This is a genomic window from Aeromonas sp. sif0611, from assembly GCF_019218845.1.
GTDB lineage: Bacteria > Pseudomonadota > Gammaproteobacteria > Enterobacterales > Aeromonadaceae > Aeromonas > Aeromonas media.
In genome coordinates, this window is record NZ_JAHUWU010000012.1 from 1 (window position 1) to 19,252 (window position 19,252).

21 protein-coding genes and 1 pseudogene are annotated in these 19,252 nt (G+C 62.1%); 17 read left to right on the plus strand and 5 right to left on the minus strand.

Annotated elements, in window-relative coordinates; genetic code table 11:
- A pseudogene (locus tag KW824_RS19380) lies at window positions 1-124 on the plus strand (IS1595 family transposase); the annotation flags it as partial.
- A 73-nt stretch (window positions 125-197) separates the two neighbouring features.
- Here KW824_RS19380 and KW824_RS19385 read toward each other — a convergent pair.
- Both KW824_RS19385 and KW824_RS19390 read right to left on the minus strand, forming a co-directional pair.
- Entirely contained in the window at window positions 198-494 is a 297-nt protein-coding gene (locus tag KW824_RS19385; protein WP_005332293.1) for a hypothetical protein, read from the minus strand.
- Window positions 495-544: 50 nt separating this feature from the next.
- Complete coding sequence (locus KW824_RS19390; RefSeq protein ID WP_005332296.1) at window positions 545-919, minus strand: YacL family protein; 375 nt, start codon at window positions 917-919, stop codon at window positions 545-547.
- Window positions 920-1,267: 348 nt separating this feature from the next.
- On the opposite strand from KW824_RS19390, the gene KW824_RS19395 reads away from it, so the two are divergent.
- From KW824_RS19395 to KW824_RS19425, 7 genes are all read left to right on the plus strand, one after another.
- Complete coding sequence (locus tag KW824_RS19395) at window positions 1,268-2,383, plus strand: sugar diacid recognition domain-containing protein (protein WP_218410772.1); 1,116 nt, start codon at window positions 1,268-1,270, stop codon at window positions 2,381-2,383.
- Window positions 2,384-2,502: 119 nt separating this feature from the next.
- Window positions 2,503-3,765 carry a GntP family permease gene (locus KW824_RS19400; protein WP_042649793.1) on the plus strand — a complete coding sequence of 421 codons (1,263 nt, stop codon included), beginning with the start codon at window positions 2,503-2,505 and terminating at the stop codon, window positions 3,763-3,765.
- Window positions 3,766-3,774: 9 nt separating this feature from the next.
- Entirely contained in the window at window positions 3,775-4,908 is a 1,134-nt protein-coding gene (locus KW824_RS19405) for a glycerate kinase (protein ID WP_218410773.1), read from the plus strand.
- Between the two features lie 217 nt (window positions 4,909-5,125).
- On the plus strand, window positions 5,126-5,689 hold the full coding sequence (locus KW824_RS19410; protein WP_218410774.1) for an NnrU family protein: 564 nt from the start codon (window positions 5,126-5,128) through the stop codon (window positions 5,687-5,689).
- Window positions 5,690-5,748: 59 nt separating this feature from the next.
- A complete protein-coding gene (locus KW824_RS19415) occupies window positions 5,749-6,285 on the plus strand; it encodes a glutathione peroxidase (protein ID WP_218410775.1) in 537 nt (178 codons plus the stop codon).
- An 82-nt stretch (window positions 6,286-6,367) separates the two neighbouring features.
- Window positions 6,368-7,303: a LysR family transcriptional regulator gene (locus KW824_RS19420; protein WP_218410804.1), complete on the plus strand. Its 936-nt coding sequence runs from the start codon at window positions 6,368-6,370 to the stop codon at window positions 7,301-7,303.
- A 182-nt stretch (window positions 7,304-7,485) separates the two neighbouring features.
- Window positions 7,486-8,682, plus strand: coding sequence for a NupC/NupG family nucleoside CNT transporter (locus tag KW824_RS19425; protein ID WP_218410776.1), 1,197 nt, complete (start codon window positions 7,486-7,488; stop codon window positions 8,680-8,682).
- A gap of 421 nt (window positions 8,683-9,103) precedes the next feature.
- Here KW824_RS19425 and KW824_RS19430 read toward each other — a convergent pair whose 3' ends face one another.
- Both KW824_RS19430 and arfB read right to left on the minus strand, forming a co-directional pair.
- On the minus strand, window positions 9,104-9,598 hold the full coding sequence (locus KW824_RS19430; protein ID WP_171269308.1) for a methylated-DNA--[protein]-cysteine S-methyltransferase: 495 nt from the start codon (window positions 9,596-9,598) through the stop codon (window positions 9,104-9,106).
- Window positions 9,599-9,625: 27 nt separating this feature from the next.
- The gene (arfB, locus tag KW824_RS19435; RefSeq protein ID WP_218410777.1) at window positions 9,626-10,042 is read right to left on the minus strand and encodes an alternative ribosome rescue aminoacyl-tRNA hydrolase ArfB; all 417 of its coding nucleotides are present in this window, start codon (window positions 10,040-10,042) and stop codon (window positions 9,626-9,628) included.
- 201 nt (window positions 10,043-10,243) lie between these two features.
- Between arfB and glnK the strand changes: the two genes are divergently transcribed.
- The 5 genes from glnK (at window position 10,244) to KW824_RS19460 (ending at window position 15,581) form a co-directional block, all read left to right on the plus strand.
- Window positions 10,244-10,582 (plus strand): P-II family nitrogen regulator, encoded by a 339-nt coding sequence (gene glnK, locus KW824_RS19440; protein WP_005332325.1) that lies wholly within the window; start codon window positions 10,244-10,246, stop codon window positions 10,580-10,582.
- Between the two features lie 232 nt (window positions 10,583-10,814).
- On the plus strand, window positions 10,815-11,822 hold the full coding sequence (locus tag KW824_RS19445) for a Fe(3+) ABC transporter substrate-binding protein (RefSeq protein WP_218410778.1): 1,008 nt from the start codon (window positions 10,815-10,817) through the stop codon (window positions 11,820-11,822).
- A gap of 39 nt (window positions 11,823-11,861) precedes the next feature.
- The gene (locus KW824_RS19450; RefSeq protein ID WP_171269306.1) at window positions 11,862-13,487 is read left to right on the plus strand and encodes an iron ABC transporter permease; all 1,626 of its coding nucleotides are present in this window, start codon (window positions 11,862-11,864) and stop codon (window positions 13,485-13,487) included.
- Between the two features lie 72 nt (window positions 13,488-13,559).
- On the plus strand, window positions 13,560-14,594 hold the full coding sequence (locus tag KW824_RS19455; RefSeq protein WP_218410779.1) for an ABC transporter ATP-binding protein: 1,035 nt from the start codon (window positions 13,560-13,562) through the stop codon (window positions 14,592-14,594).
- An 81-nt stretch (window positions 14,595-14,675) separates the two neighbouring features.
- Window positions 14,676-15,581, plus strand: a complete 906-nt coding sequence (locus KW824_RS19460; RefSeq protein WP_218410780.1) for a Dyp-type peroxidase — start codon at window positions 14,676-14,678, stop codon at window positions 15,579-15,581.
- A gap of 78 nt (window positions 15,582-15,659) precedes the next feature.
- Here KW824_RS19460 and argR read toward each other — a convergent pair whose 3' ends face one another.
- Window positions 15,660-16,130 (minus strand): transcriptional regulator ArgR, encoded by a 471-nt coding sequence (gene argR / locus KW824_RS19465; protein ID WP_005308670.1) that lies wholly within the window; start codon window positions 16,128-16,130, stop codon window positions 15,660-15,662.
- A 200-nt stretch (window positions 16,131-16,330) separates the two neighbouring features.
- Between argR and KW824_RS19470 the strand changes: the two genes are divergently transcribed.
- Genes KW824_RS19470 through artM form a run of 4 tightly spaced genes read left to right on the plus strand, consistent with a single transcriptional unit; the run spans window position 16,331 to window position 19,152 of the window.
- A complete protein-coding gene (locus KW824_RS19470; protein WP_218410781.1) occupies window positions 16,331-17,071 on the plus strand; it encodes an ATP-binding cassette domain-containing protein in 741 nt (246 codons plus the stop codon).
- 24 nt (window positions 17,072-17,095) lie between these two features.
- The gene (locus tag KW824_RS19475) at window positions 17,096-17,833 is read left to right on the plus strand and encodes a transporter substrate-binding domain-containing protein (protein ID WP_005332335.1); all 738 of its coding nucleotides are present in this window, start codon (window positions 17,096-17,098) and stop codon (window positions 17,831-17,833) included.
- A 3-nt stretch (window positions 17,834-17,836) separates the two neighbouring features.
- Complete coding sequence (gene artQ / locus KW824_RS19480; protein WP_005332336.1) at window positions 17,837-18,487, plus strand: arginine ABC transporter permease ArtQ; 651 nt, start codon at window positions 17,837-17,839, stop codon at window positions 18,485-18,487.
- Between the two features lie 2 nt (window positions 18,488-18,489).
- Entirely contained in the window at window positions 18,490-19,152 is a 663-nt protein-coding gene (gene artM, locus KW824_RS19485) for an arginine ABC transporter permease ArtM (RefSeq protein WP_042649806.1), read from the plus strand.
- Window positions 19,153-19,252: the final 100 nt, after the last annotated feature.

Sequence of the window (19,252 nt, forward strand, 5' to 3'; positions counted from 1 at the left end):
ATCTTACTTGAAGCATTATCTGGGTTGGCGGCGGATGCTGGAGCGTTATCAACGAGGGATAGACGTCAGATGTTGCTTGCATGAGGCGCTAGGGCGCCCCATGCAACACGTAATTGGGACATAGCCATAAAAAAGCCGGAGCAGAGGCTCCGGCTTTGGGGATAGATGGTGGCCCGAATGCACGGGCCCAGGCCATGTCAACGGCCGGATTCGGCGATCACGCGGGCTATGATGTCGGCACGCTTGGTGGCTTCCAGCTCGCCCAGGGCGATGAGGCCGGCTTTGAAGATGACGTTTTTCGGCAGGCTGACGTCATCCAGGGTGGTGATGGCTTCGACGTGCAGGCCGTTCAGGCGGCTGGCATCGCGCGGGCTCAGGTTGACCTGGGTATTCATCACCTGCTTGCCCTTCTTCTTGGCAGGCACGGCGGCTTTCTGGCTGGATTCCTGTTCTTCGTCTTCCGGCAGTTCGTCATCAAAATCGTAAATGGACATAGTCAATCCTGTTGGGTTGCAAGGGGCATGCTCGCCCGAAATGTGGGTATTCAGCCCATATCCTCGTTGCGGATAAAGGCGCGCCAGGAGCCGAGCACCTGGGCAAAGTCTTCCAGTCCGCACATGGCCAGCTGCTCATCATCGTAGTAGGCGAGATCGTCGAGATCCTCATCCAGCTCGATATTGAGGACGTTGGCTTTCACCTCGGCCTCCTCAGGGGTGAGCAGCAGTGAATAGTCACCGCCATGACGCTGGTACTCAGTGCGGGTTCGATTGGATAGCTGGTCAATGATGGAGAAGAGCTCGTCGAGCGTCTCCTCATCCTTGCCAACTTCATCGATCAGCCACTGACCGATGGCCTCGTGGCCCATGGAGAACCGGGCGCGATAGCCACCGAACGGGTCGCGGCGAAATTCATAATCCATAGCGGAGTCCCTATCGGAAGGGTGGAGCCACCACAATAGGGAGCGGCATGACGCCGGATCCATGATCCATGGTGGGGCACAGATAGCGTAAAGTGGCCTATTCTAGCGATCCCCCCCGCGCTTGTCTTGATGATGTGGGATCTTTAACGGGTCTGTCCTCCGGATCCAGGCCACCAGGGTGCCCTGTCAACGAATGGTATGGAGATATGATGCAACGCAATGACACGCTCCCCCGGCAGATCGTCAGCAAGGTAATGCAGAGACGGTCGTGCTCGGCCAAGGTGATGGAGGAGCCGCATCGTCTGGGGATCGCCTCCGGAACCCCTCGGCTATCTATCCGGAGATGTTATGCAGCTCAATGACGCGCTCGCTCATCAGATTGTCAGCCGGGCCATGAAGATACTGTCGTTCTCGGTCAACGTGATGGACGAGCGGGGCCTCATCATCGCCTCCGGCAACCCGGAGCGGCTCCATCAGCGTCACGAGGGGGCCGTGCTGGCGCTGACCGAGAACCGGGTGGTGGAGATAAGCGAAGCGACCACCCGGCAGCTCAAGGGGGTGAGGCCCGGCATCAACCTGCCCATCGCCTATCAGGGGGAGTTGCTCGGGGTCATCGGCATCTCTGGGGATCCGGAGGAAGTGCGTGCTTACGCCGAACTGGTGCGGATGACCGCCGAGCTCATCCTGGAGCAGGCGGCGCTCACCGAGCAGTTGCAGTGGGACAAACGCCACAAGGAAGAACTGGTGCTGCAGCTCATCCGCGGCGAGGGGCGGGCGGATCAGCTGCAGCAGGCGGCCCGCTTCCTCGACCTCGATCTGGCGCAGCCTCGCGTCGTCGCCGTGCTGGCACTGGAGGAAGCGGAGCCCGCCCGCCTGCGGGAACTGGTGCACCTGCTGGAAAACCCGGAGCGGGACAACCTGGTGGCCATCAACGGTCTGGACGAGATAGTGGTGCTCAAGCCGGCCCAGCTCAGTGACGGCGTCTGGCAATCGGCGCAGGAGCGCAGCCGCATCAAGCAGCTGCTGGCCCGCATTCCTCATTTCAAGGTACGCATAGGGGTGGGTGATTACTTCGCCGGGACGGGCGGATTGGCGCGCTCCTACCTGACCGCCCGTGACACCCTGCGCCGTGGCATGAGCCAGGCGCCGCGCAAGCAGGTCTACTTCTTCGAGGATTACCGCCTGCCGGTGCTGCTCGGCAGCCTGGCGGACTCCTGGCAGGCGGATCAGCTGCGGGCCCCGCTGCAAAAGCTGGCAAAGGAGGATGCAAAAGGAACGCTGCAAAAAACGCTGCGCCAATATTTCTTGCAGGATTGTGATCTGCATCCCTGTGCCGAAGCGCTCTTCATCCACCCCAATACCCTGCGTTACCGGCTGACCCGGATAGAGCAGATAACAGGCTTGAATTTCAACAAGTTAGATGACAAGTTCCTGCTCTATCTCGGGCTCAATCTCGACGGCTGACTTGTTCATATGAACAAAAATAAAGGCTGTTGAAACGCAAGTTTTGGCTTTTAAGCCAAAGCATTCCGGGTTGGGATCACCATAATGGCCACCACTCACTCATTTGAAAGGTGCCCGTCATGATCCCTGTATCCGCGCTCGGTGCTCTCGCTGCGCTCTCCATCGCCATCTTCCTCATTCTGAAGAAGGTGCCGCCTGCCTACGGCATGATAGTCGGTGCCCTGACCGGTGGCCTGATCGGCGGCGCCGACCTGACCCAGACCGTCGCCCTGATGATCGGCGGCGCCCAGGGGATCACCACGGCCGTGATGCGGATCCTGGCGGCCGGTGTGCTGGCAGGTGTCTTGATCGAATCGGGTGCCGCCACCACCATCGCCGAGACCATAGTCCGCAAGCTCGGCGAGACCCGTGCCCTGCTGGCCCTGGCCCTGGCCACCCTGATCCTGACCGCGGTCGGCGTCTTCGTGGACGTGGCCGTCATCACTGTCGCCCCCATAGCGCTGGCCATCGCCCGTCGTGCCGATCTCTCCAAGGCGGCCATCCTGCTGGCCATGATTGGGGGCGGCAAGGCGGGTAACGTCATGTCTCCCAACCCCAACGCCATCGCCGCGTCCGACGCCTTCCACCTGCCCCTCACCTCCGTGATGGCGGCCGGCATCATCCCGGGTCTGTTCGGTCTGGTGATGGCCTACTGGCTCGCCAAGCGCCTCAACAAGCGGGGCAGCAAGGTCGCGGCCGACGAAGTGGTGAACTTTGACGGTGGCAAGCTGCCCGGCTTCTTCGCCGCCATCAGCGCCCCCCTGGTCGCCATACTGCTGCTGGCCCTGCGCCCGGTGGCCGGCATAGTCGTGGATCCGCTCATCGCCCTGCCCCTCGGCGGCCTGGTCGGCGCCCTGATGATGGGCAAGTTCAGCAAGGTGAACCAGTTTGCAGTCTCCGGTCTGGCCCGCATGGCGCCGGTGGCCATCATGCTGCTGGGCACGGGTACCCTGGCGGGCATCATTGCGAACTCCGGCCTGAAGGATGTGCTGATCAGCGGCCTGACCGCCTCCGGTCTGCCTTCCTACCTGCTGGCCCCCATCTCCGGTGCCCTGATGTCGCTGGCGACCGCCTCGACCACCGCAGGCACAGTGGTGGCCTCCAACGTATTCAGCTCCACCCTGATCGAGCTGGGCATCAGCAGTCTGGCGGGGGCCGCCATGATCCACGCCGGTGCTACCGTGTTTGACCACATGCCCCACGGCTCCTTCTTCCACGCCACCGGTGGTAGCGTTCACATGGGCGTCGGCGAGCGCCTCAAGCTCATCCCGTACGAAACCGCGGTCGGTCTGACCATTGCGACTGTCTCCACCCTGATGTTTGGCGTGTTTGGCCTCGCCTAAGGAATTGATATGAAAATTGTGATTGCACCCGATTCATTCAAGGAGAGCCTGAGCGCCATGGCGGTGGCCGATGCCATCGAGGCGGGTTTCAAGCAGGTGTTGCCGGATGCCACCTATGTCAAATTGCCCATGGCCGATGGCGGTGAGGGCACTGTGCAGTCCCTGGTGGATGCCACCGGTGGCCGCATCCTGCAGGTTGAAGTGACGGCTCCGCTCGGCAACAAAGTGCAGGGCTTCGTCGGTCTGCTGGGGGATGGCGAGCGGGCCGTCATCGAGATGGCCGCTGCCTCCGGCATTCATCTGGTGGCACCCGAGCAGCGCAATCCGTTGCTCACCTCCAGCGTCGGTACCGGCGAGCTGATCCTGGCGGCGCTGGAGATGGGGGTGAAGCACCTCATTCTCGGCATCGGTGGCAGCGCCACCAACGACGGCGGTGCCGGCATGATCCAGGCGCTCGGTGGCAAGTTGCTCAAAGCGGATGGCTCTGCCATCGAGTTGGGTGGTGCCGGCCTGGCCGAGCTGGCGACCATCGATCTGAGCGGGCTGGATCCGCGCCTGAGCGAGCTGGTCATCGAGGTGGCCTGCGACGTGAACAACCCGTTGTGCGGCCCGAAAGGCGCCTCCGCCGTGTTCGGCCCGCAGAAGGGGGCAACCCCGGAGATGGTGGCCCAGCTCGATGCCAACCTGGCCCGCTACGCCGACTGCATCGAACAAGCCCTCGGCAAGCAGGTGAAGGATATTCCGGGGGCGGGCGCCGCCGGTGGCATGGGCGCCGCCCTGGTCGGCCTGCTCGGTGCCGAGCTCAAGCCCGGCATCCAGATCGTCATCGACGCCTTGAAACTGGCCGATGAAGTGGCCGATGCGGATCTCGTCATCACCGGCGAAGGGCGCATCGACAGCCAGACCATCCACGGCAAGACGCCAATTGGTGTCGCACGCTGCGCCAAGCGGTTCGGCAAACCGGTGATCGGCATCGCCGGCTGCCTCACCGACGATTGCGGCGTGGTCCATGACCATGGCATCGACGCCGTGTTTGCGGTGGTCAACCGGGCCATGTCCCTGTCGGAGGCGATCGCAACCGCCACCACCAACCTGCAGCTCACGGCCCGCAACGTCGCTGCTCTCTATCTGCTGCGTCGTTAATCCTCTTCTGGCCGGTGCCCGTCACCGGCCGCACCCAGCCCCGTGTAGCGGATGTGGTTGCTCGCCTGAGGGCAGACCCTCTGACGCACCTTGCCGATCCCAGGATCGGCTTTTTTATTATCCTGCTGTCTTCTATATGGTTTTTGTATTCTGCCAGGGTCCTTTGCGGCATAGTGATCTCCCCATCCCGTGAGGGGCAACGTGCGAGAAGACGCCCATGATCCTGCTGACCCTGGGGGTAGTGCTATTTACCCTGATCCATCTCTATCCCTGCTTCGCCGTAGTGCACCGTGCCCGTCTGCGGGAGCGGCTGGGTGAGAACCGATACAAGGGACTCTTCTCGCTGCTGGTGTTCGTCGCCATCGGCTGCATCCTCGCCGGTTGGCGCAGCGCCAGCCCCATGCCGCTCTACTTCCTGCCCGCCTGGGGGCCCATGCTGGTGATGGCGGCCATGCCGGTCGCGCTGATCCTGCTGTGCGCAGGGCAGGGAGCGAACCACCTGCGCCGCTGGCTGGTACATCCCCAACTGCTCGGTACCCTGCTCTGGGCCTGCGCTCATCTGGCGGTCAACAGCGAGGCGCGTTCCCTGGCGCTGTTCGGAGGGATAGGCGCCTGGGCGCTGGTCAGCATCGTCTGGATTTCGGTGCGGGACTGGCGCACCAAGCCCCGGCCAGCGGCCACCTGGCAGGGGACGGGGATCAGCGTGGGCGCCGGTCTGATGCTCACGGCCCTGCTGGTCTTCTGGGGTCACGGCTGGTTGACCGGGATCCCGCTGCACTGATCGCTGAACCTTGTTCAGGAATCGTGCGTATGATGGAGAAAACCCGAGGAGTCACGTCGATGAAATGGTTCACCCTGCTGTTGTTGATCGGTTCGGGCGCAGCGTCTGCCGCCTGCCCCGACTATTTCAATGTGGAGATGCGGGAACTCAACAACACCCAGCGCCACAACCTCTGCCAGCTGACCGAGGGCAAGGTGGTGCTGGTGGTCAATACCGCCTCTTATTGTGGTTACAGCGGCCAGTTCCGGGATCTGGAGGCGCTCTACCAGAACTACAAAGAGAAGGGGCTGATGGTGCTGGGGTTCCCCTCTAACGACTTCTGGCAGGAAGCGGGCAACGAGAACAAGACCGCTGAAGTGTGTCGCCGGGATTACGGGGTCACCTTCCCCATGTTCAATCGGGTTTCGGTGCGGGGCGCCGATGCGGTGCCGCTGTTCAAGGGGCTGGCGGCTGCCGCCGATGGGGATGCACCCAACTGGAACTTCCACAAATATCTGGTAGGCCGTGATGGCAAGCTGATTGCGAGCTATGGTGCCAATCAGAATCCGTCGGATGATCCTCTCAAACAGCAGATCATCGAGGCGCTGGGACGCTGACCCTACCCCCTGGCGGGCGGCTCTGGAATAATGGGGGCCCGCCACTCACTCTGGTTATCCCGTGCTGCAACGTCTTCCCCAAATGGTGATCTTCGATGCCCTGGTTCGCGAGCAGGGCATCTCTGCCGCCGCGCGGCGGCTCGGGGTATCCAAGTCCCACATCAGCAAGCAGCTGGCTCAGCTTGAGACCGAGCTCGGCGCCCAGCTGGTGCAGCGTACCACCCGCCGCTTCTCCCTCACCGAACTCGGCCAGGAGTATGCCCGCCACTGCCGTGCCCTGGTGGCGGTGGCCCTGGAGGCTGACTCCATGGTGGCGGAGCGGCGCGGCAAGGTGAGCGGCGTGCTGCACCTGGGGGTGGGCCAGTCCTTCGGCCGCTTGCACGTGATCCCTCGGCTCAAGGCATTCCAGGCGCGTTACCCCGATCTTGAGCTGGAAGTCTCCCTGTTCGATCACCGCACCAACCTGGTGGATGAGGGGCTGGATCTCTGGATCACCACCTACGAGGACAAGCCCGAGGCCCTGGTGGGGCAGCGGCTGGCGGACATCGGCTTCGTGCTGGTGGCCTCGCCGGACTATCTGCTGAGCCACGGTACCCCGCTGCACCCCAGGGATCTGGCCAGGCACAACTGCATCACCTACCAGAGCCGGGAGCGGCGCTACCACGAGTGGTCGTTTCACCAGGGCAAGGAGCGCCAGACGGTGCAGGTGGCGGGCAACTACCGGGTGGATCTGGCGGAGGCGGTGCGGGATGCCGCCCTGGCCGGGCTTGGCATCGCCTATGTAGCCAACTACCTGCTGGACAAGGAGCTGCAATCCGGCCAGCTCATCCCCCTGCTGCCCCAGTGGCGCCCGAACCAGAAGATGGCGGTGCACGCCGTCTACGCCAGACGGGAGCACCTGGATCCCAAGATCCGCCTCTTCATAGATTTCCTCAAGGAGAGCTTCGGCCCCGAACCCTACTGGGCACAGCGGCTGGCCCCCTGGCTGGGAGGCAGATTGTCCGGTGTGGAGGAATAATCGTTTCCATATTGAAACACTGACTTTCGCCTGATACCAAAAACGAGCCAAATCAGCAAGTTGACGCAACCGATATCGTGCAAACGTTTTTGCTAACAGGGCTGTAACCAGGTGGACTTGCAGTGATGGGGGCAGGGGAGCAGAATCCGCGCCCATCTTCAGCCCCAATAGATGGAATCCCTATGATCGCCCTGCTCGGCATCTTGAGTATCCTGGCGCTAGCCGTACTCTGCTCTGATAATCGTCGTCGTATCCCACTGAGAACAGTGGGTCTCGCCCTCTGTCTGCAAGTCCTCTTCGCCGCTCTGGTGCTCTGGCTGCCTGCGGGTCAGCAGGTGCTCAACGGCATCAGCGAGAGCGTCAGCAGCGTGATCGGGTACGGCCAGGAGGGGATCGCCTTCCTGTTCGGGGATCTGGCCAAGTTCAAACTGGGCTTCATCTTCGCGTTCAACGTGCTGCCGGTCATCATCTTCTTCTCCGCGGTGATCGCCATCCTCTACCACATCGGCCTGATGCCGCGGGTCATCGCCCTGCTGGGCGGCGGTCTGCAGAAGCTGCTGGGCACCGGCCGTGCCGAGAGCCTCTCCGCCACCGCCAACATCTTCGTCGGCATGGTGGAGGCCCCCCTGGTGGTCAAGCCCTACCTCTCCAAGATGTCTGACTCCCAGTTCTTTGCGGTGATGAGCTGCGGTCTCGCCTCGGTGGCCGGTGGCACCCTGGTGGGCTATGCCAGCATCGGGGTCGAGCTGAAATATCTGATCGCCGCCGCCTTCATGTCGGCACCTGCCGGTCTGGCCATGGCCAAGATCCTGGTACCGCCCGGTGCCGATGAGGAAGATCATCATGAAGATGTGGTGATCCCGCGCGCCACCAACGTGATTGAAGCGGCGGCCGATGGCGCCATGTCCGGCCTCAACATCGCTGTGGCGGTGGGCGCGACCCTGTTGGCGTTCGTCGGGGTGATCGCCATGCTCAACGGCCTGTTGGGCTGGGCCGGTGATCTGGTGGGGCTGGATCTCAGCTTCCAGATCATCCTGGGCTGGCTGTTCGCCCCCGTCTCCTGGCTGATCGGCGTGCCCTGGGATCAGGCTCAGGCCGCCGGCGCCTTGATCGGCACCAAGATCGTCATCAACGAGTTCGTCGCCTTCATCGCCCTGGTGCAGGATCAGACTCTGAACGAGTCGAGCAAGGCAATCGTCACCTTCGCCCTGTGCGGTTTCGCCAACATCTCCTCCATGGCGATCCTGATTGGCGGCCTGGGCGCCATGGTGCCGGAGCGCAAGTCCTTCATCGCCCGTTACGGCATGCGGGCCATACTGGCGGGGGTGCTGGCAAACCTGATGAGCGCCTCGCTCGCTGGCCTGTTCCTCGCCCTCTGAGTGACCTAGAGGCTCGCGCCTTCAGATCAAAGCCCGCTTCGGCGGGCTTTTTTGTGGCCACTCGGGCAAAAAAAAAGCGCCTCAGAGGAGGCGCGGGGAAAAAGACAGATTGGAAGCGTCACATGGGTGCCACTTGAATGAGGGATGAGCCGTGCCATCCAAGTGTGAGGCCATGATGCCTGATGTTGTCTGAAGCCCTTCTGAGGCGATTCTTCATACTCTGTTCATTTTGCTAAACGCCCGGTGGCGTCAGCGCGAAGTTGTCGACAGTCTACTGCTCCAGTGCCAGCAACCAGCGTTGTGAACGGAATGCGGCCGGCTAATCAGGGGCTCAGGGAGCCAGTGTGAAGTTGTCGACCGTCTGCTGCTCCAGTGCCAGCAACCAGCGTTGTGAACGGAATGAGGCCGGCTAATCAGGGGCTCAAGGAGCCAGGGTGAAGTTGTCGACCGTCTGCTGTTCCAGTGCCAGTAACCAGCGTTTGATGGGAATGCCGCCGGCGTACCCCGTCAGCGCACCGCTGCTGCCTATCACTCGGTGACAGGGCACGATGATGCTCAGGGGGTTGCGGCCGTTGGCCGCCCCCACTGCCCGCACCGCCTTGGGGTTGCCGATGGCCTGAGCTATCTCGAGATAGCTGACGGTCTCGCCGTAGGGGATGTCGCACAGGGCGCGCCACACCGACTGCTGGAAGGGGGTGCCTCTGGCGGCGAGCGGCAGCGTGAAGCGCTGCAGCCGGCCGGCAAAATAGGCCTCGAACTGCTCGAGGTAGGGGGCCAGGGCCACATCGTCCCGTTGCCATTCCGCTGTGGGGGTGACCGGCTGCTCCCCCCGCACGAACTCAACATAACGCAGGCCATCCTGGTCGATGGCGACGAGCAGGGGGCCCTGGGCGCTCTCACAAAAACTGTATCTCATGGGTCTCTCTTCCTCGGCCTGAACGGCTCACTCCATCCCGGGCTTGCCACGGGCCGACTTGATCTCGCCTTTGCGCTTCTTGGCGTCGACCCGTTTGCGCTGGGAGCTGCGGGTCGGCTTGGTGGCGTGGCGCGCCTTGGGACGCCAGGCGGCTTTTTTCAGCAGTTCAGTCAGGCGGCTCATGGCCTCCTTGCGGTTCATGTCCTGGCTGCGGTGGGTCTCGACCCTGATCTGGATGAAGCCATCGTGGACCCGGCTGTCGCTGAGCTTCTCCAACCCCTCCTTATAGAGGCCCGGCAGGCTGGGGGAGTCGCGGTAATCGAAGCGCAGCCAGACGGCGGAGTCCGTCTTGTTGACGTGCTGGCCCCCGGCGCCCTGGGCACGCATGGTCTGAAACTGCAGCTCATGCCAGGGAATGATCACGCTGTTGGAGATGACTAACATGGGGTGATGCTCTCATTTGGTGCATCAAGGGAGTCTGGTGCAGCTTGGTGCCTCATTATGGGGCGAGATGCGCTTCCTTGGTGCTCCTGAGCCGAAACGGCTCAAGGGTTAACGGCTATCTTTATGAAAATAAACAATAAAAATACTTGGCACAAGAATTGATGACCTCTTCATGACATACCATGGATTGGGAGCAACCAGATGAAGCTGATTACTGCGATTATCAAACCTTTCAAGTTGGACGATGTGCGCGAGGCCATCGCCAACCTGGGGGTCGAGGGTCTGACCGTGTCCGAGGTCAAGGGCTTCGGTCGCCAGAAGGGGCATACCGAATTATACCGGGGGGCCGAGTACCAGGTCGACTTCCTGCCGAAGGTAAAGCTGGAAATCGCCACCGCCGACGAGAACGTGGAAGGGGTGATCGAGGCCATCTGCAAGGCGGCTTATACCGGCAAGATAGGGGACGGCAAGATTTTCGTCTATGACTTGCTGCAGGCAGTGCGCATCCGTACCGGCGAGAGCGACGACGAGGCACTGTGATCCCGCGCCATGGAGCCGGTGGCTAAGCCCGAGTAGCACTAAGGCAGACCCGGCAGAAAAAGAGAATACGTGGTCATGGAGAGACTGGGTGGGATTCCATCCGGTCTTTTTGTTTTAGCGGCGATTAAATATGTGGCCCTACCTCTGTAAACCACCTTGATCCTCTCATCCTGATTCATGCAGAATGCAAACGAAAATAGTTATCACTATATGCATAAACAAGGAATGGATGATGAAAATGAAGATGCTGGCGCTGGTGTTCTCCTCGCTGATCGCCCAGTCGGCCTTTGCCGCTGCGGAAGTGAATGTCTACTCCACTCGGCAGGATGAGCTGATCAAGCCCATCATCCAGCAGTTTGAGAAAGAGACCGGTATCAAGGTCAACGTGGTGTTTGCCAAAGAGGGGCTGAACGAGCGTCTGGAGCGCGAAGGCAAGCTCTCCCCGGCGGATCTGATGTTGACCGTCGACATCAGCCGCCTGACCGATCTGGTGGAGAAGGATCTGGTGCAGCCGGTGGACAGCAAGACGCTGCAGGAGAACATCCCGTCCATCTATCGGGATCCGGACAACAAGTGGTTCGCCCTGACCACCCGGGTTCGCGCCATCTACTCCAGCAAGGATCGCCTCGGCAAGCTCGACACCATCAGTTACGAAGATCTGGCCAAGCCTGAATTCAAAGGAAAAATTTGTACCCGCAGCGGCAAGCACGAGTACAATGTGGCGCTGGTTTCGTCCATGATCGCCCATCACGGCATGGCGGACGCTAAAGCCTGGCTGGAAGGGGTCAAGGCCAACCTGGCGCGCAAGCCGCAAGGCAACGACCGGGATCAGGTCAAGGCGATCAAGGATGGTATCTGCGACGTCTCTCTGGGCAACAGCTACTACCTGGGTGCCATGTTGAAAGACCCGGCACAGAAATCCTGGGCCGATGCGGTCTACATCAACTTCCCGAACCAGGGTGATCGCGGTGCCCACGTCAACGTGAGCGGTGTGGCCATGACCAAGTACGCCAAGAACAAGGACGCGGCCCAGAAGCTGATGGAGTTTCTCTCTGGCGACACCGCCCAGCACATGTACGCGGACGTGAATGCCGAGTACCCGGTCAAGGCCGGGGTCGAGCCTTCCGCCATGGTCAAGTCCTGGGGCAGTTTCAAGTCTGACCCCATGCCGGTCAGCGACTACGCCAAGCACCGCAAGGACGCCTTGCAACTGCTGGATGAAGTGAAATTCGACTTGTAATCAGATGGGGCCAAGGGCCCCATCAATCTCTGTGGTCTCATGAAAAATTTTGGATGGATTGCCGGCAGCTGGGCCACCGCTCTGCTGCTGGGTTTGCCGGTGCTTGCCCTCATCTTCTCTGCCCTCTCGGCAGACGGAGACCTGTTTCGCCACCTCGTCGATACGGTGCTGCTCGATTACCTTCGCAACACCTCAGGCCTGGTGCTGGGGGTGGTGCTGCTCAGCCTGCTGTTCGGGGTGCCCACCGCCTGGCTGGTCGCCATGTGCCAGGTGCCCGGGCGCCGCGCCCTGCAGTGGGCCCTGATGTTGCCCATGGCCATGCCCTCCTACATAGTGGCTTACGTCTATACCGACCTGCTCGACTACTCGGGCCCGCTGCAGGCGGGGCTGAGAGCCCTGTTTGACTGGCAGAGCCCGACCGATTACTGGTTCCCGGCCATCCGCTCCCTCGGCGGTGCCGCCTGGGTGCTGGCGCTGGTGCTCTTCCCCTATGTCTATCTGCTGGCGCGCGCCTCCTTCCTGGAACAGTCGGTCAGCCTCATTCACTCCAGCCGATTGCTCGGCTGCACCCCCTGGCAGAGCTTTCGTCGCCTCAGCCTGCCCCTGGCCCGCCCCGCCATCATGGTCGGGGCGTCGCTGGTGGCGATGGAGACCCTGGCCGACTTCGCCACCGTCCATTTCTTTGCCATCAACACCCTGACGACGGCCATTTACGACACCTGGCTCGGTTACGGCAGCCTGGCCACTGCCGCCCGGCTCTCCTGCCTGATGCTGCTGGCCGTGGTGCTGCTCATCGCCCTGGAGCGCCGCTCCCGCCAGCGCCAGCAGGTATTCCAGAAATCCATGGGCCATGAACAGCCCCTGCGCTATCCCCTCAAGGGGGCCAGCCGTCTGCTGGCCGGGCTCTGGTGCTGGGGACTGGTGCTGGCCGGTTTCGCTCTGCCGTTCGTCATCCTGCTGGATTACGGGGTGCGCTATTTCGCACTGTCGTGGACGCCGGAATTCGTGCGTTTCGCTGGCAACAGTCTGCTCATCTCGGCCCTGACTGCCCTGCTCGCCATGGCCATCGCCCTGCTGCTGGGTTTCTTCCGCCGTCTCGATGGTGGCACTCGCAGCCTGCTGCCCCTGCGCATCGCCGCCACCGGTTATGCCATGCCGGGCACAGTGCTCGCCATCGGGGTGCTGGTGCCGCTGACGGCGCTCGATTTTGGTCTCAACGATCTGGCCGAGTGGCTCGGGATGCAGGGACCAGGCCTGCTGCTGACCGGCACCCTCACCGCCATCGTATTCGGCTACCTGGTGCGCTTCGTGGCCATCGCCATCGGCTCGGTGGAGAGCAGCATGGGCAAGATCTCCCCCAGCCTCGACATGGCGGCCCGCTCTCTGGGACAGGGGACGGGGGGCATGCTGCGCCGGGTGCATCTGCCTCTGGTGCGACGAGGTCTCTTTGCCGGTGCCATGCTGGTGTTCATCGAATCCATGAAGGAGCTGCCCGCGGCCCTGCTGCTGCGGCCGTTCAACTTCGAGACCCTGGCGACCCATGTCTACCAGTTCGTCTCGGACGAGATGCTGGAGCGGGGGGCGCTCGGCGCCATCGTCATCGTGCTGGTGGGGCTGGTACCGCTTATCTGGGTCAATCGCAGTCTGGACAGCCCGGGTCATTAGGCCTGTCACCAGGGTACATGAGCGTACCCCGGCCATCGGCGGGGGATGCCACGAAACGAGAGGAACTGAGTCGTGTCTTGCTTGCAAGTAGAGAAGGTTAGCTGCCGTTACAACGGCCAGAACGTGCTGGAGCAGCTCTCCCTGACGGTGGCCGACAACGAGATCGTCTGCCTGCTGGGGGCGAGCGGTTGTGGCAAGACCACCCTGCTAAAGGCCGTCGCCGGCCTGCTGCCACTGGCGGAAGGCAGCATTCGTCTCGGCGATACCCTGCTGGACGGGCCCGACGTGACGGTGTCGCCTGAGCGTCGCCACATCGGCATGATCTTTCAGGATTACGCCCTCTTCCCCCATTTGACGGTGGCCGAGAATATTGGTTTCGGGCTGACCCGGGCGCCTCGCGAGGCCCGCCAGCAGCAGATCGACGAGGCGCTGACGCTGGTCAACCTGCAGGGCTTGGGGGATCGCTATCCCCATCAGCTATCCGGTGGTCAGCAGCAGCGGGTCGCCATCGCCCGCGCCCTGGTGTGCAAGCCCAGACTGATGCTGCTGGACGAGCCCTTCTCCAACATCGACACCCAGGTGAGGATGAAGCTGATCCTCGAGATCCGCACCCTGCTCAAGCGTCAGGGGATAGGCGCCATCTTCGTCAGTCACAGCAAGGAAGAGGCGTTTGCCTTCGCCGACCGGCTGGCGCTGTTCCGAGCCGGTCACATCGAGCAGGTAGGGGAACCGGAACAACTCTATCGCCAGCCGCAGAACCGCTTCGTGGCGGAGTTTCTCGGTGGGGTCAACTATCTGGCGGCCGAGGTGGTGGACAGCCACAGCGTGCAGACGGCGCTCGGGGTCATTCGTGGCCATGAGCCGCACGGTCGCGCCCGGGGAGAGCGGCTGCAGCTGATGCTCAGGCCCCAGCAGCTGGCATTGGCGGCCGCCGCCGATGGCGACTTGCTGGTGCGGGAGCAGCAGTTCCTCGGCCATCACTGCCGGGTGCTGGTGGAGTGCGCCGACCAGGTGCTGGAGGCCAGCATAGGGGAGCCTCTCGAGGGGGAGAGGGCGCGGGTCACCGTGGCCCCCCATGCCCTGGTGCTGTTCGAACAGATGTCCTGATAGTGATGGGAAATCAAGGAATTGACTCCGTTCCGGTTTATAATCGCGCCACGCCCATAGCCAATGCCTTTGGAGAGAGAAATGAAAGCCCAAGCCGGGATCTGCGCAGAGCCGAATCTGCATGCCCTCTATCTGATGTTCAATCGCACCGGTGACGGTGTCGAGCTGGCAGCCCGTCTGGCCAGGCTGCCGGTTCTGTGGGATTCGGTGAGCGCCGATTTCCCCGACGCCGGTTTCAGCGGTCTGGTTGCCGTCGGGGCCGAGGGCTGGGATGCCATCTACCCTGTCGCCCGTCCGCCCCAGTTCCGTGGCTTCATGGCGCAGTCTGCCAACGGCCAGGAAGCACCGAACACCCCGTTCGATCTGTTCGTGCAACTGCGCGCCGATCGGGTCGACGTGCTGCATCATGCCGGACAGCGTGTGATGGCGCTGCTGGCCGGGCTGGTGGAGCTGGCCGAAGAGGTGCGTGGTTTCCGCAACCTCGATTGCCGGGATCTGACCGGTTTCGTCGACGGCACCGAGAACCCCCAGGATGAGCACAGGGCCGAGGTGGCGCTGCTGGAGGGGGGCGAGTTTGCCAGTGGATCCTATGTCCATGTCCAGCGCTGGGTGCATGCCATGAGCGACTGGGAGAAGCTGGCCCTGAAGGAGCAGGAGGACATCATCGGCCGCACCAAGGCCGACAACATCGAGTATGAATCGGCCGACAAGCCGCTGACCTCCCACATCAAGCGGGTCAACCTCAAGACCCCGAAGGGAGAGTCCATGGAGATACTGCGCCAGAGCATGCCCTGGGGCACCATGCACGAGCAGGGGCTCTACTTCATCTCCTGCTGCCGCACCCCGCAGCACTTCAATGCCATGCTGGCCAGCATGTACAAGGGGGAGGGGAGCCACTTCGATCACCTGCTGCGCTTCACCAGGGCAGTGACAGGGGCCGCCTTCTTCGCCCCCTCCATCGATTTTCTGGTCGCCCAAGGCAAGTAACTGCTTGCCGATCGCGCAGAAACAACAATCCCGGCCTTGGCCGGGATTTTTCGTTCAGGTGGCGCGAGTGCGACCGGATCAGGGGGTCTGTTCGAACAGCTCGAGGGCGGAGAGGTAGAGCTCTTCGATGTCGGTGTCGCTGGTCGGGGTGATGAAGATGGTGTCATCACCGGCTATGGTGCCGAGGATACCTTCGGCCTTGCCGAGGGAGTCGAGCAGGCGGGCGATGAGCTGGGCCGCACCCGGGCTGGTGTGGATCACCACCAGGGCGCCGTTGTGGTCGACATCCAGTACCAGGTTCTTGAGCGGGCTGGAGGTGGTGGGCACACCCAGCTCCACCGGCAGGCAGTAGACCATCTCCATCTTGGCATTGCGGGTGCGGACGGCGCCGAAGCGGCTCAGCATGCGCGAGACCTTGGACTGGTTGATGTTCTCAAAGCCCATCTCTTGCAGGGCAGTGACTATCTCTGCCTGGGAGCCAAATCGCTCCTCTTTCAGCAAGGCTTTAAAGGCCTTGGCCAGTTTTTCTTGCTTGTCGTTATGTTTCATCTTGGACTCACGAATGAGGGAGGTGACCGCCTGTCACGCTCAGGCGGCAGATACGAACAGCGCTGCTATTTTGCATTCATATGCCTGTTTTGGCAAGGAAGCGGCGCTTGTTCTGCATATTGATTCAAATATAGCTTGCATCAACTTATGCTGGCGCTAGAATCAGGACGAAATTTTGAAAACTTATTCAATTGGGCTGTATGGGTATCGAATTAATCGGCATCGAAAAATCCTGGCACAAGGTGCCGGTACTGCAACAGGTCAGCTTCCGGACTGCACCCGGCGAGACCTTGGTATTGCTGGGCCCGAGCGGTGCGGGCAAGAGTTCGCTGCTGCGGATGATGAACCTGCTGGACACCCCGGATGCGGGTGTGCTGCGCATAGCCGGCAGTGAATTTTCTTTCCCGTCCAACCTTTCCGCCGCCGAATTCAATCGCCAGGCCCAGGCCTTGCGCCGCAAGGTGGGCATGGTGTTCCAGCAGTACAATCTGTGGCCCCATCTCACCGTGATGGAGAATCTCATCGAGGCGCCCGTAAAACTGCTCGGCATGAGCAAGGCGGCCGCCATCGAGAAGGGCGCCTACCTGTTGGCCCAGTTGCAGCTGGCCGACAAGCGGGATGCCTGGCCGGCGCGCCTCTCCGGCGGCCAGCAGCAGCGGGTGGCCATCGCCAGAACCCTGATGATGGATCCCCAGGTACTGCTGTTTGACGAGCCCACCGCGGCGCTCGATCCTGAAATAACCAAAGAGGTGGCGGAGATCATCCGCACCCTGAGCCAGACCGGCATCACCCAGGTGGTGGTGACCCACGAGGTGGAGTTCGCCCGCAAGGTGGCCAGTCAGGTGATTTATCTGGAGAAGGGGCGGATCATCGAATCCGGCACCGCCGCCATCTTCCAATCTCCGCAAACCAGCCGGTTTGCCGAATTCTTGATGCATTGATACTGAATCGATAAGGAAGCTGTCATGAAAAAGAGTCTGTTGCTGGTTGCTGCCATGGGTCTGCTGAGCACCTCGGTGCTGGCCAAGGAGATCAAGTTCGCCACCGAGGCCACCTATGCGCCGTTCGAATACCTGGATGACAAGAACGAGTTCCAGGGCTTTGACATCGATCTGGCCCGCGCCGTCTGCGAGCAGGCCAAGCTGGAGTGCAGCTTCCACAACCAGGCCTTCGACAGCCTGATCCCCAGCCTCAAGTTCCGTCGCTATGACGCCGTCATTGCCGCCATGGACGTAACCCCGGAGCGGGCAGCCCAGGTCGACTTCTCCGACATCTATTACGAGAACTCCGCGGTCTTCGTGGCCAAGAAGGGCGCCTTCAAGGGGCCTGAAGAGCTGGTGGACAAGACGGTTGGCGTGCAGAACGGCACCTCCCATCAGTCCTACCTGGTGGACAACTGGGTGAGCAAGGGTCTGCTGACCGTGCCCTATGCCAGCTACCAGAGCGCCTTTCTCGACATGATGAACGGTCGCACCGACGGCGTCTTCGCCGACACCGCCGTTGCCGCCGACTGGCTCAAGCAGCACAAGGAGTACGGTGTCATCGGTACACCGGTGACCGACGCCAAGTACTTCGGTACCGGCTTTGGCATCGCCGTGGCCAAGGGTAACCAGGAGCTGCTGACCCAGCTGAACAAGGGGCTGGCCGAGATCAAGGCCAACGGCACCTATCAGAAGATCTTCGACAAGTACTTCGCGCAGTAAGCCATGCTGAGCCTGTTGTTGGATGCAGCCTGGATGACCCTGGGGCTGGCCTTGGCATCACTGGTCGGGGGCATGGCGCTGGCGCTGGCATTCAGCGCCGCCGAGCTCAGCAAGCAGCGTTGGCTGGTGTGGCCTGTGGCCACGCTGACCACGCTCATTCGTGGTTTGCCCGAGCTGCTGGTGGTGCTGTTCATCTACTTCGGCTCGACCCAGGTGTTGTTCCTCATCACCGGGGAGTATGTGGAGTTCAGCCCCTTCGCCTGCGGCGTGCTGGCGCTCTCCCTGCTGTTCGCGAGCTACGCCACCCAGACCCTGCGGGCGGCGCTCAATGCGGTGCCCGCCGGGCAGCGGCTGGCTGCGCTGGCGCTGGGTCTTGGCAAGAGCCATATCTTCTTTCGCATCGTGCTGCCCCAGGCCTGGCGTCACGCCTTGCCGGGGCTGGGCAACCAGTGGTTGGTGCTGCTCAAAGACACTGCTCTGGTGTCGCTCATCGGGGTGAACGAGATGATGCGCCAGGCCCAGATGGCCTCGGCCAGCACCTATGAACCCTTCACCTGGTACGCCGCCGCCGCCCTCATCTACCTGGCCATCAGCCTGGTGAGTGAGTTTGGCTTGAAGCAGGCTGCCCGTTACACCCGCCGTTACGGAGGCTGAACATGCAGGATTACCTGATGACCCTGCTGGGGGGGCTGGCGATTACCCTGCAGCTCACCGCGTTCAGCCTGCTGCTTGGCGTGCTGATGGCGGCTGGCATGACCTGGGTGCTGGAGCGCCGCATTCCGGTGGTGACCCAGCTTGTGCAGCTGTGGGTGTTGGTCTTTACCGGCACGCCTCTGCTCATCCAGATCTTCCTCATCTACTACGGGCCTGGCCAGTTTGAATGGCTCAAGGCGGGGCCGCTCTGGCCGTTGCTCAAGCAACCCTGGTTCTGCGCCGTGCTGGCGCTCGGGTTCAACACGGCGGCCTACTCCACCCGATTGTTCAAGGGGGCGCTCGACGCCATCCCCGCCGGCGAGGTGGAAGCCTGCCGCGCACTCGGCTTCTCCGCCGGGCAGACCCTGTGGATGAAGACCCGCCACGCCGCCCGTCGGCTGGTGCCTGCCTACTCCAACGAAGTGATCCTGGTGCTCAAGGGCAGCTCGCTCGCCAGCACCATCACCATCATGGACATCATGGGGCTGGCCCAGCGTCTCAACGCCCAGACCTATGACACCCTGGCGGTGTTCACCGTGGCCGGGGGCCTCTACCTGACCATGAATGGATTGTTAACAATTGGTTTCCGCTGGTGCGAGAAGCGTGCACTGGCATTCCAGTCCTGAAGCAGTCGTATTTACCTCTTAATGGTGAGGGAGACACAGGAAATCTGTGTCTTTCCTCCCATTTATCGCATATTCCTCTCCGCTTTCGTCACCGCTTGCT

What these genes read in the sequence shown, in the direction of transcription:
- KW824_RS19385 (WP_005332293.1), bottom strand. Translation starts at nt 494, where the DNA reads ATGTCCATTTACGATTTTGATGACGAACTGCCGGAAGACGAAGAACAG.
- KW824_RS19390 (WP_005332296.1), bottom strand. Translation starts at nt 919, where the DNA reads ATGGATTATGAATTTCGCCGCGACCCGTTCGGTGGCTATCGCGCCCGG.
- KW824_RS19395 (WP_218410772.1), top strand. Translation starts at nt 1,268, where the DNA reads ATGCAGCTCAATGACGCGCTCGCTCATCAGATTGTCAGCCGGGCCATG.
- KW824_RS19400 (WP_042649793.1), top strand. Translation starts at nt 2,503, where the DNA reads ATGATCCCTGTATCCGCGCTCGGTGCTCTCGCTGCGCTCTCCATCGCC.
- KW824_RS19405 (WP_218410773.1), top strand. Translation starts at nt 3,775, where the DNA reads ATGAAAATTGTGATTGCACCCGATTCATTCAAGGAGAGCCTGAGCGCC.
- KW824_RS19410 (WP_218410774.1), top strand. Translation starts at nt 5,126, where the DNA reads ATGATCCTGCTGACCCTGGGGGTAGTGCTATTTACCCTGATCCATCTC.
- KW824_RS19415 (WP_218410775.1), top strand. Translation starts at nt 5,749, where the DNA reads ATGAAATGGTTCACCCTGCTGTTGTTGATCGGTTCGGGCGCAGCGTCT.
- KW824_RS19420 (WP_218410804.1), top strand. Translation starts at nt 6,368, where the DNA reads ATGGTGATCTTCGATGCCCTGGTTCGCGAGCAGGGCATCTCTGCCGCC.
- KW824_RS19425 (WP_218410776.1), top strand. Translation starts at nt 7,486, where the DNA reads ATGATCGCCCTGCTCGGCATCTTGAGTATCCTGGCGCTAGCCGTACTC.
- KW824_RS19430 (WP_171269308.1), bottom strand. Translation starts at nt 9,598, where the DNA reads ATGAGATACAGTTTTTGTGAGAGCGCCCAGGGCCCCCTGCTCGTCGCC.
- arfB (WP_218410777.1), bottom strand. Translation starts at nt 10,042, where the DNA reads ATGTTAGTCATCTCCAACAGCGTGATCATTCCCTGGCATGAGCTGCAG.
- glnK (WP_005332325.1), top strand. Translation starts at nt 10,244, where the DNA reads ATGAAGCTGATTACTGCGATTATCAAACCTTTCAAGTTGGACGATGTG.
- KW824_RS19445 (WP_218410778.1), top strand. Translation starts at nt 10,815, where the DNA reads ATGAAAATGAAGATGCTGGCGCTGGTGTTCTCCTCGCTGATCGCCCAG.
- KW824_RS19450 (WP_171269306.1), top strand. Translation starts at nt 11,862, where the DNA reads ATGAAAAATTTTGGATGGATTGCCGGCAGCTGGGCCACCGCTCTGCTG.
- KW824_RS19460 (WP_218410780.1), top strand. Translation starts at nt 14,676, where the DNA reads ATGAAAGCCCAAGCCGGGATCTGCGCAGAGCCGAATCTGCATGCCCTC.
- argR (WP_005308670.1), bottom strand. Translation starts at nt 16,130, where the DNA reads ATGAAACATAACGACAAGCAAGAAAAACTGGCCAAGGCCTTTAAAGCC.
- KW824_RS19470 (WP_218410781.1), top strand. Translation starts at nt 16,331, where the DNA reads ATGGGTATCGAATTAATCGGCATCGAAAAATCCTGGCACAAGGTGCCG.
- KW824_RS19475 (WP_005332335.1), top strand. Translation starts at nt 17,096, where the DNA reads ATGAAAAAGAGTCTGTTGCTGGTTGCTGCCATGGGTCTGCTGAGCACC.
- artQ (WP_005332336.1), top strand. Translation starts at nt 17,837, where the DNA reads ATGCTGAGCCTGTTGTTGGATGCAGCCTGGATGACCCTGGGGCTGGCC.
- artM (WP_042649806.1), top strand. Translation starts at nt 18,490, where the DNA reads ATGCAGGATTACCTGATGACCCTGCTGGGGGGGCTGGCGATTACCCTG.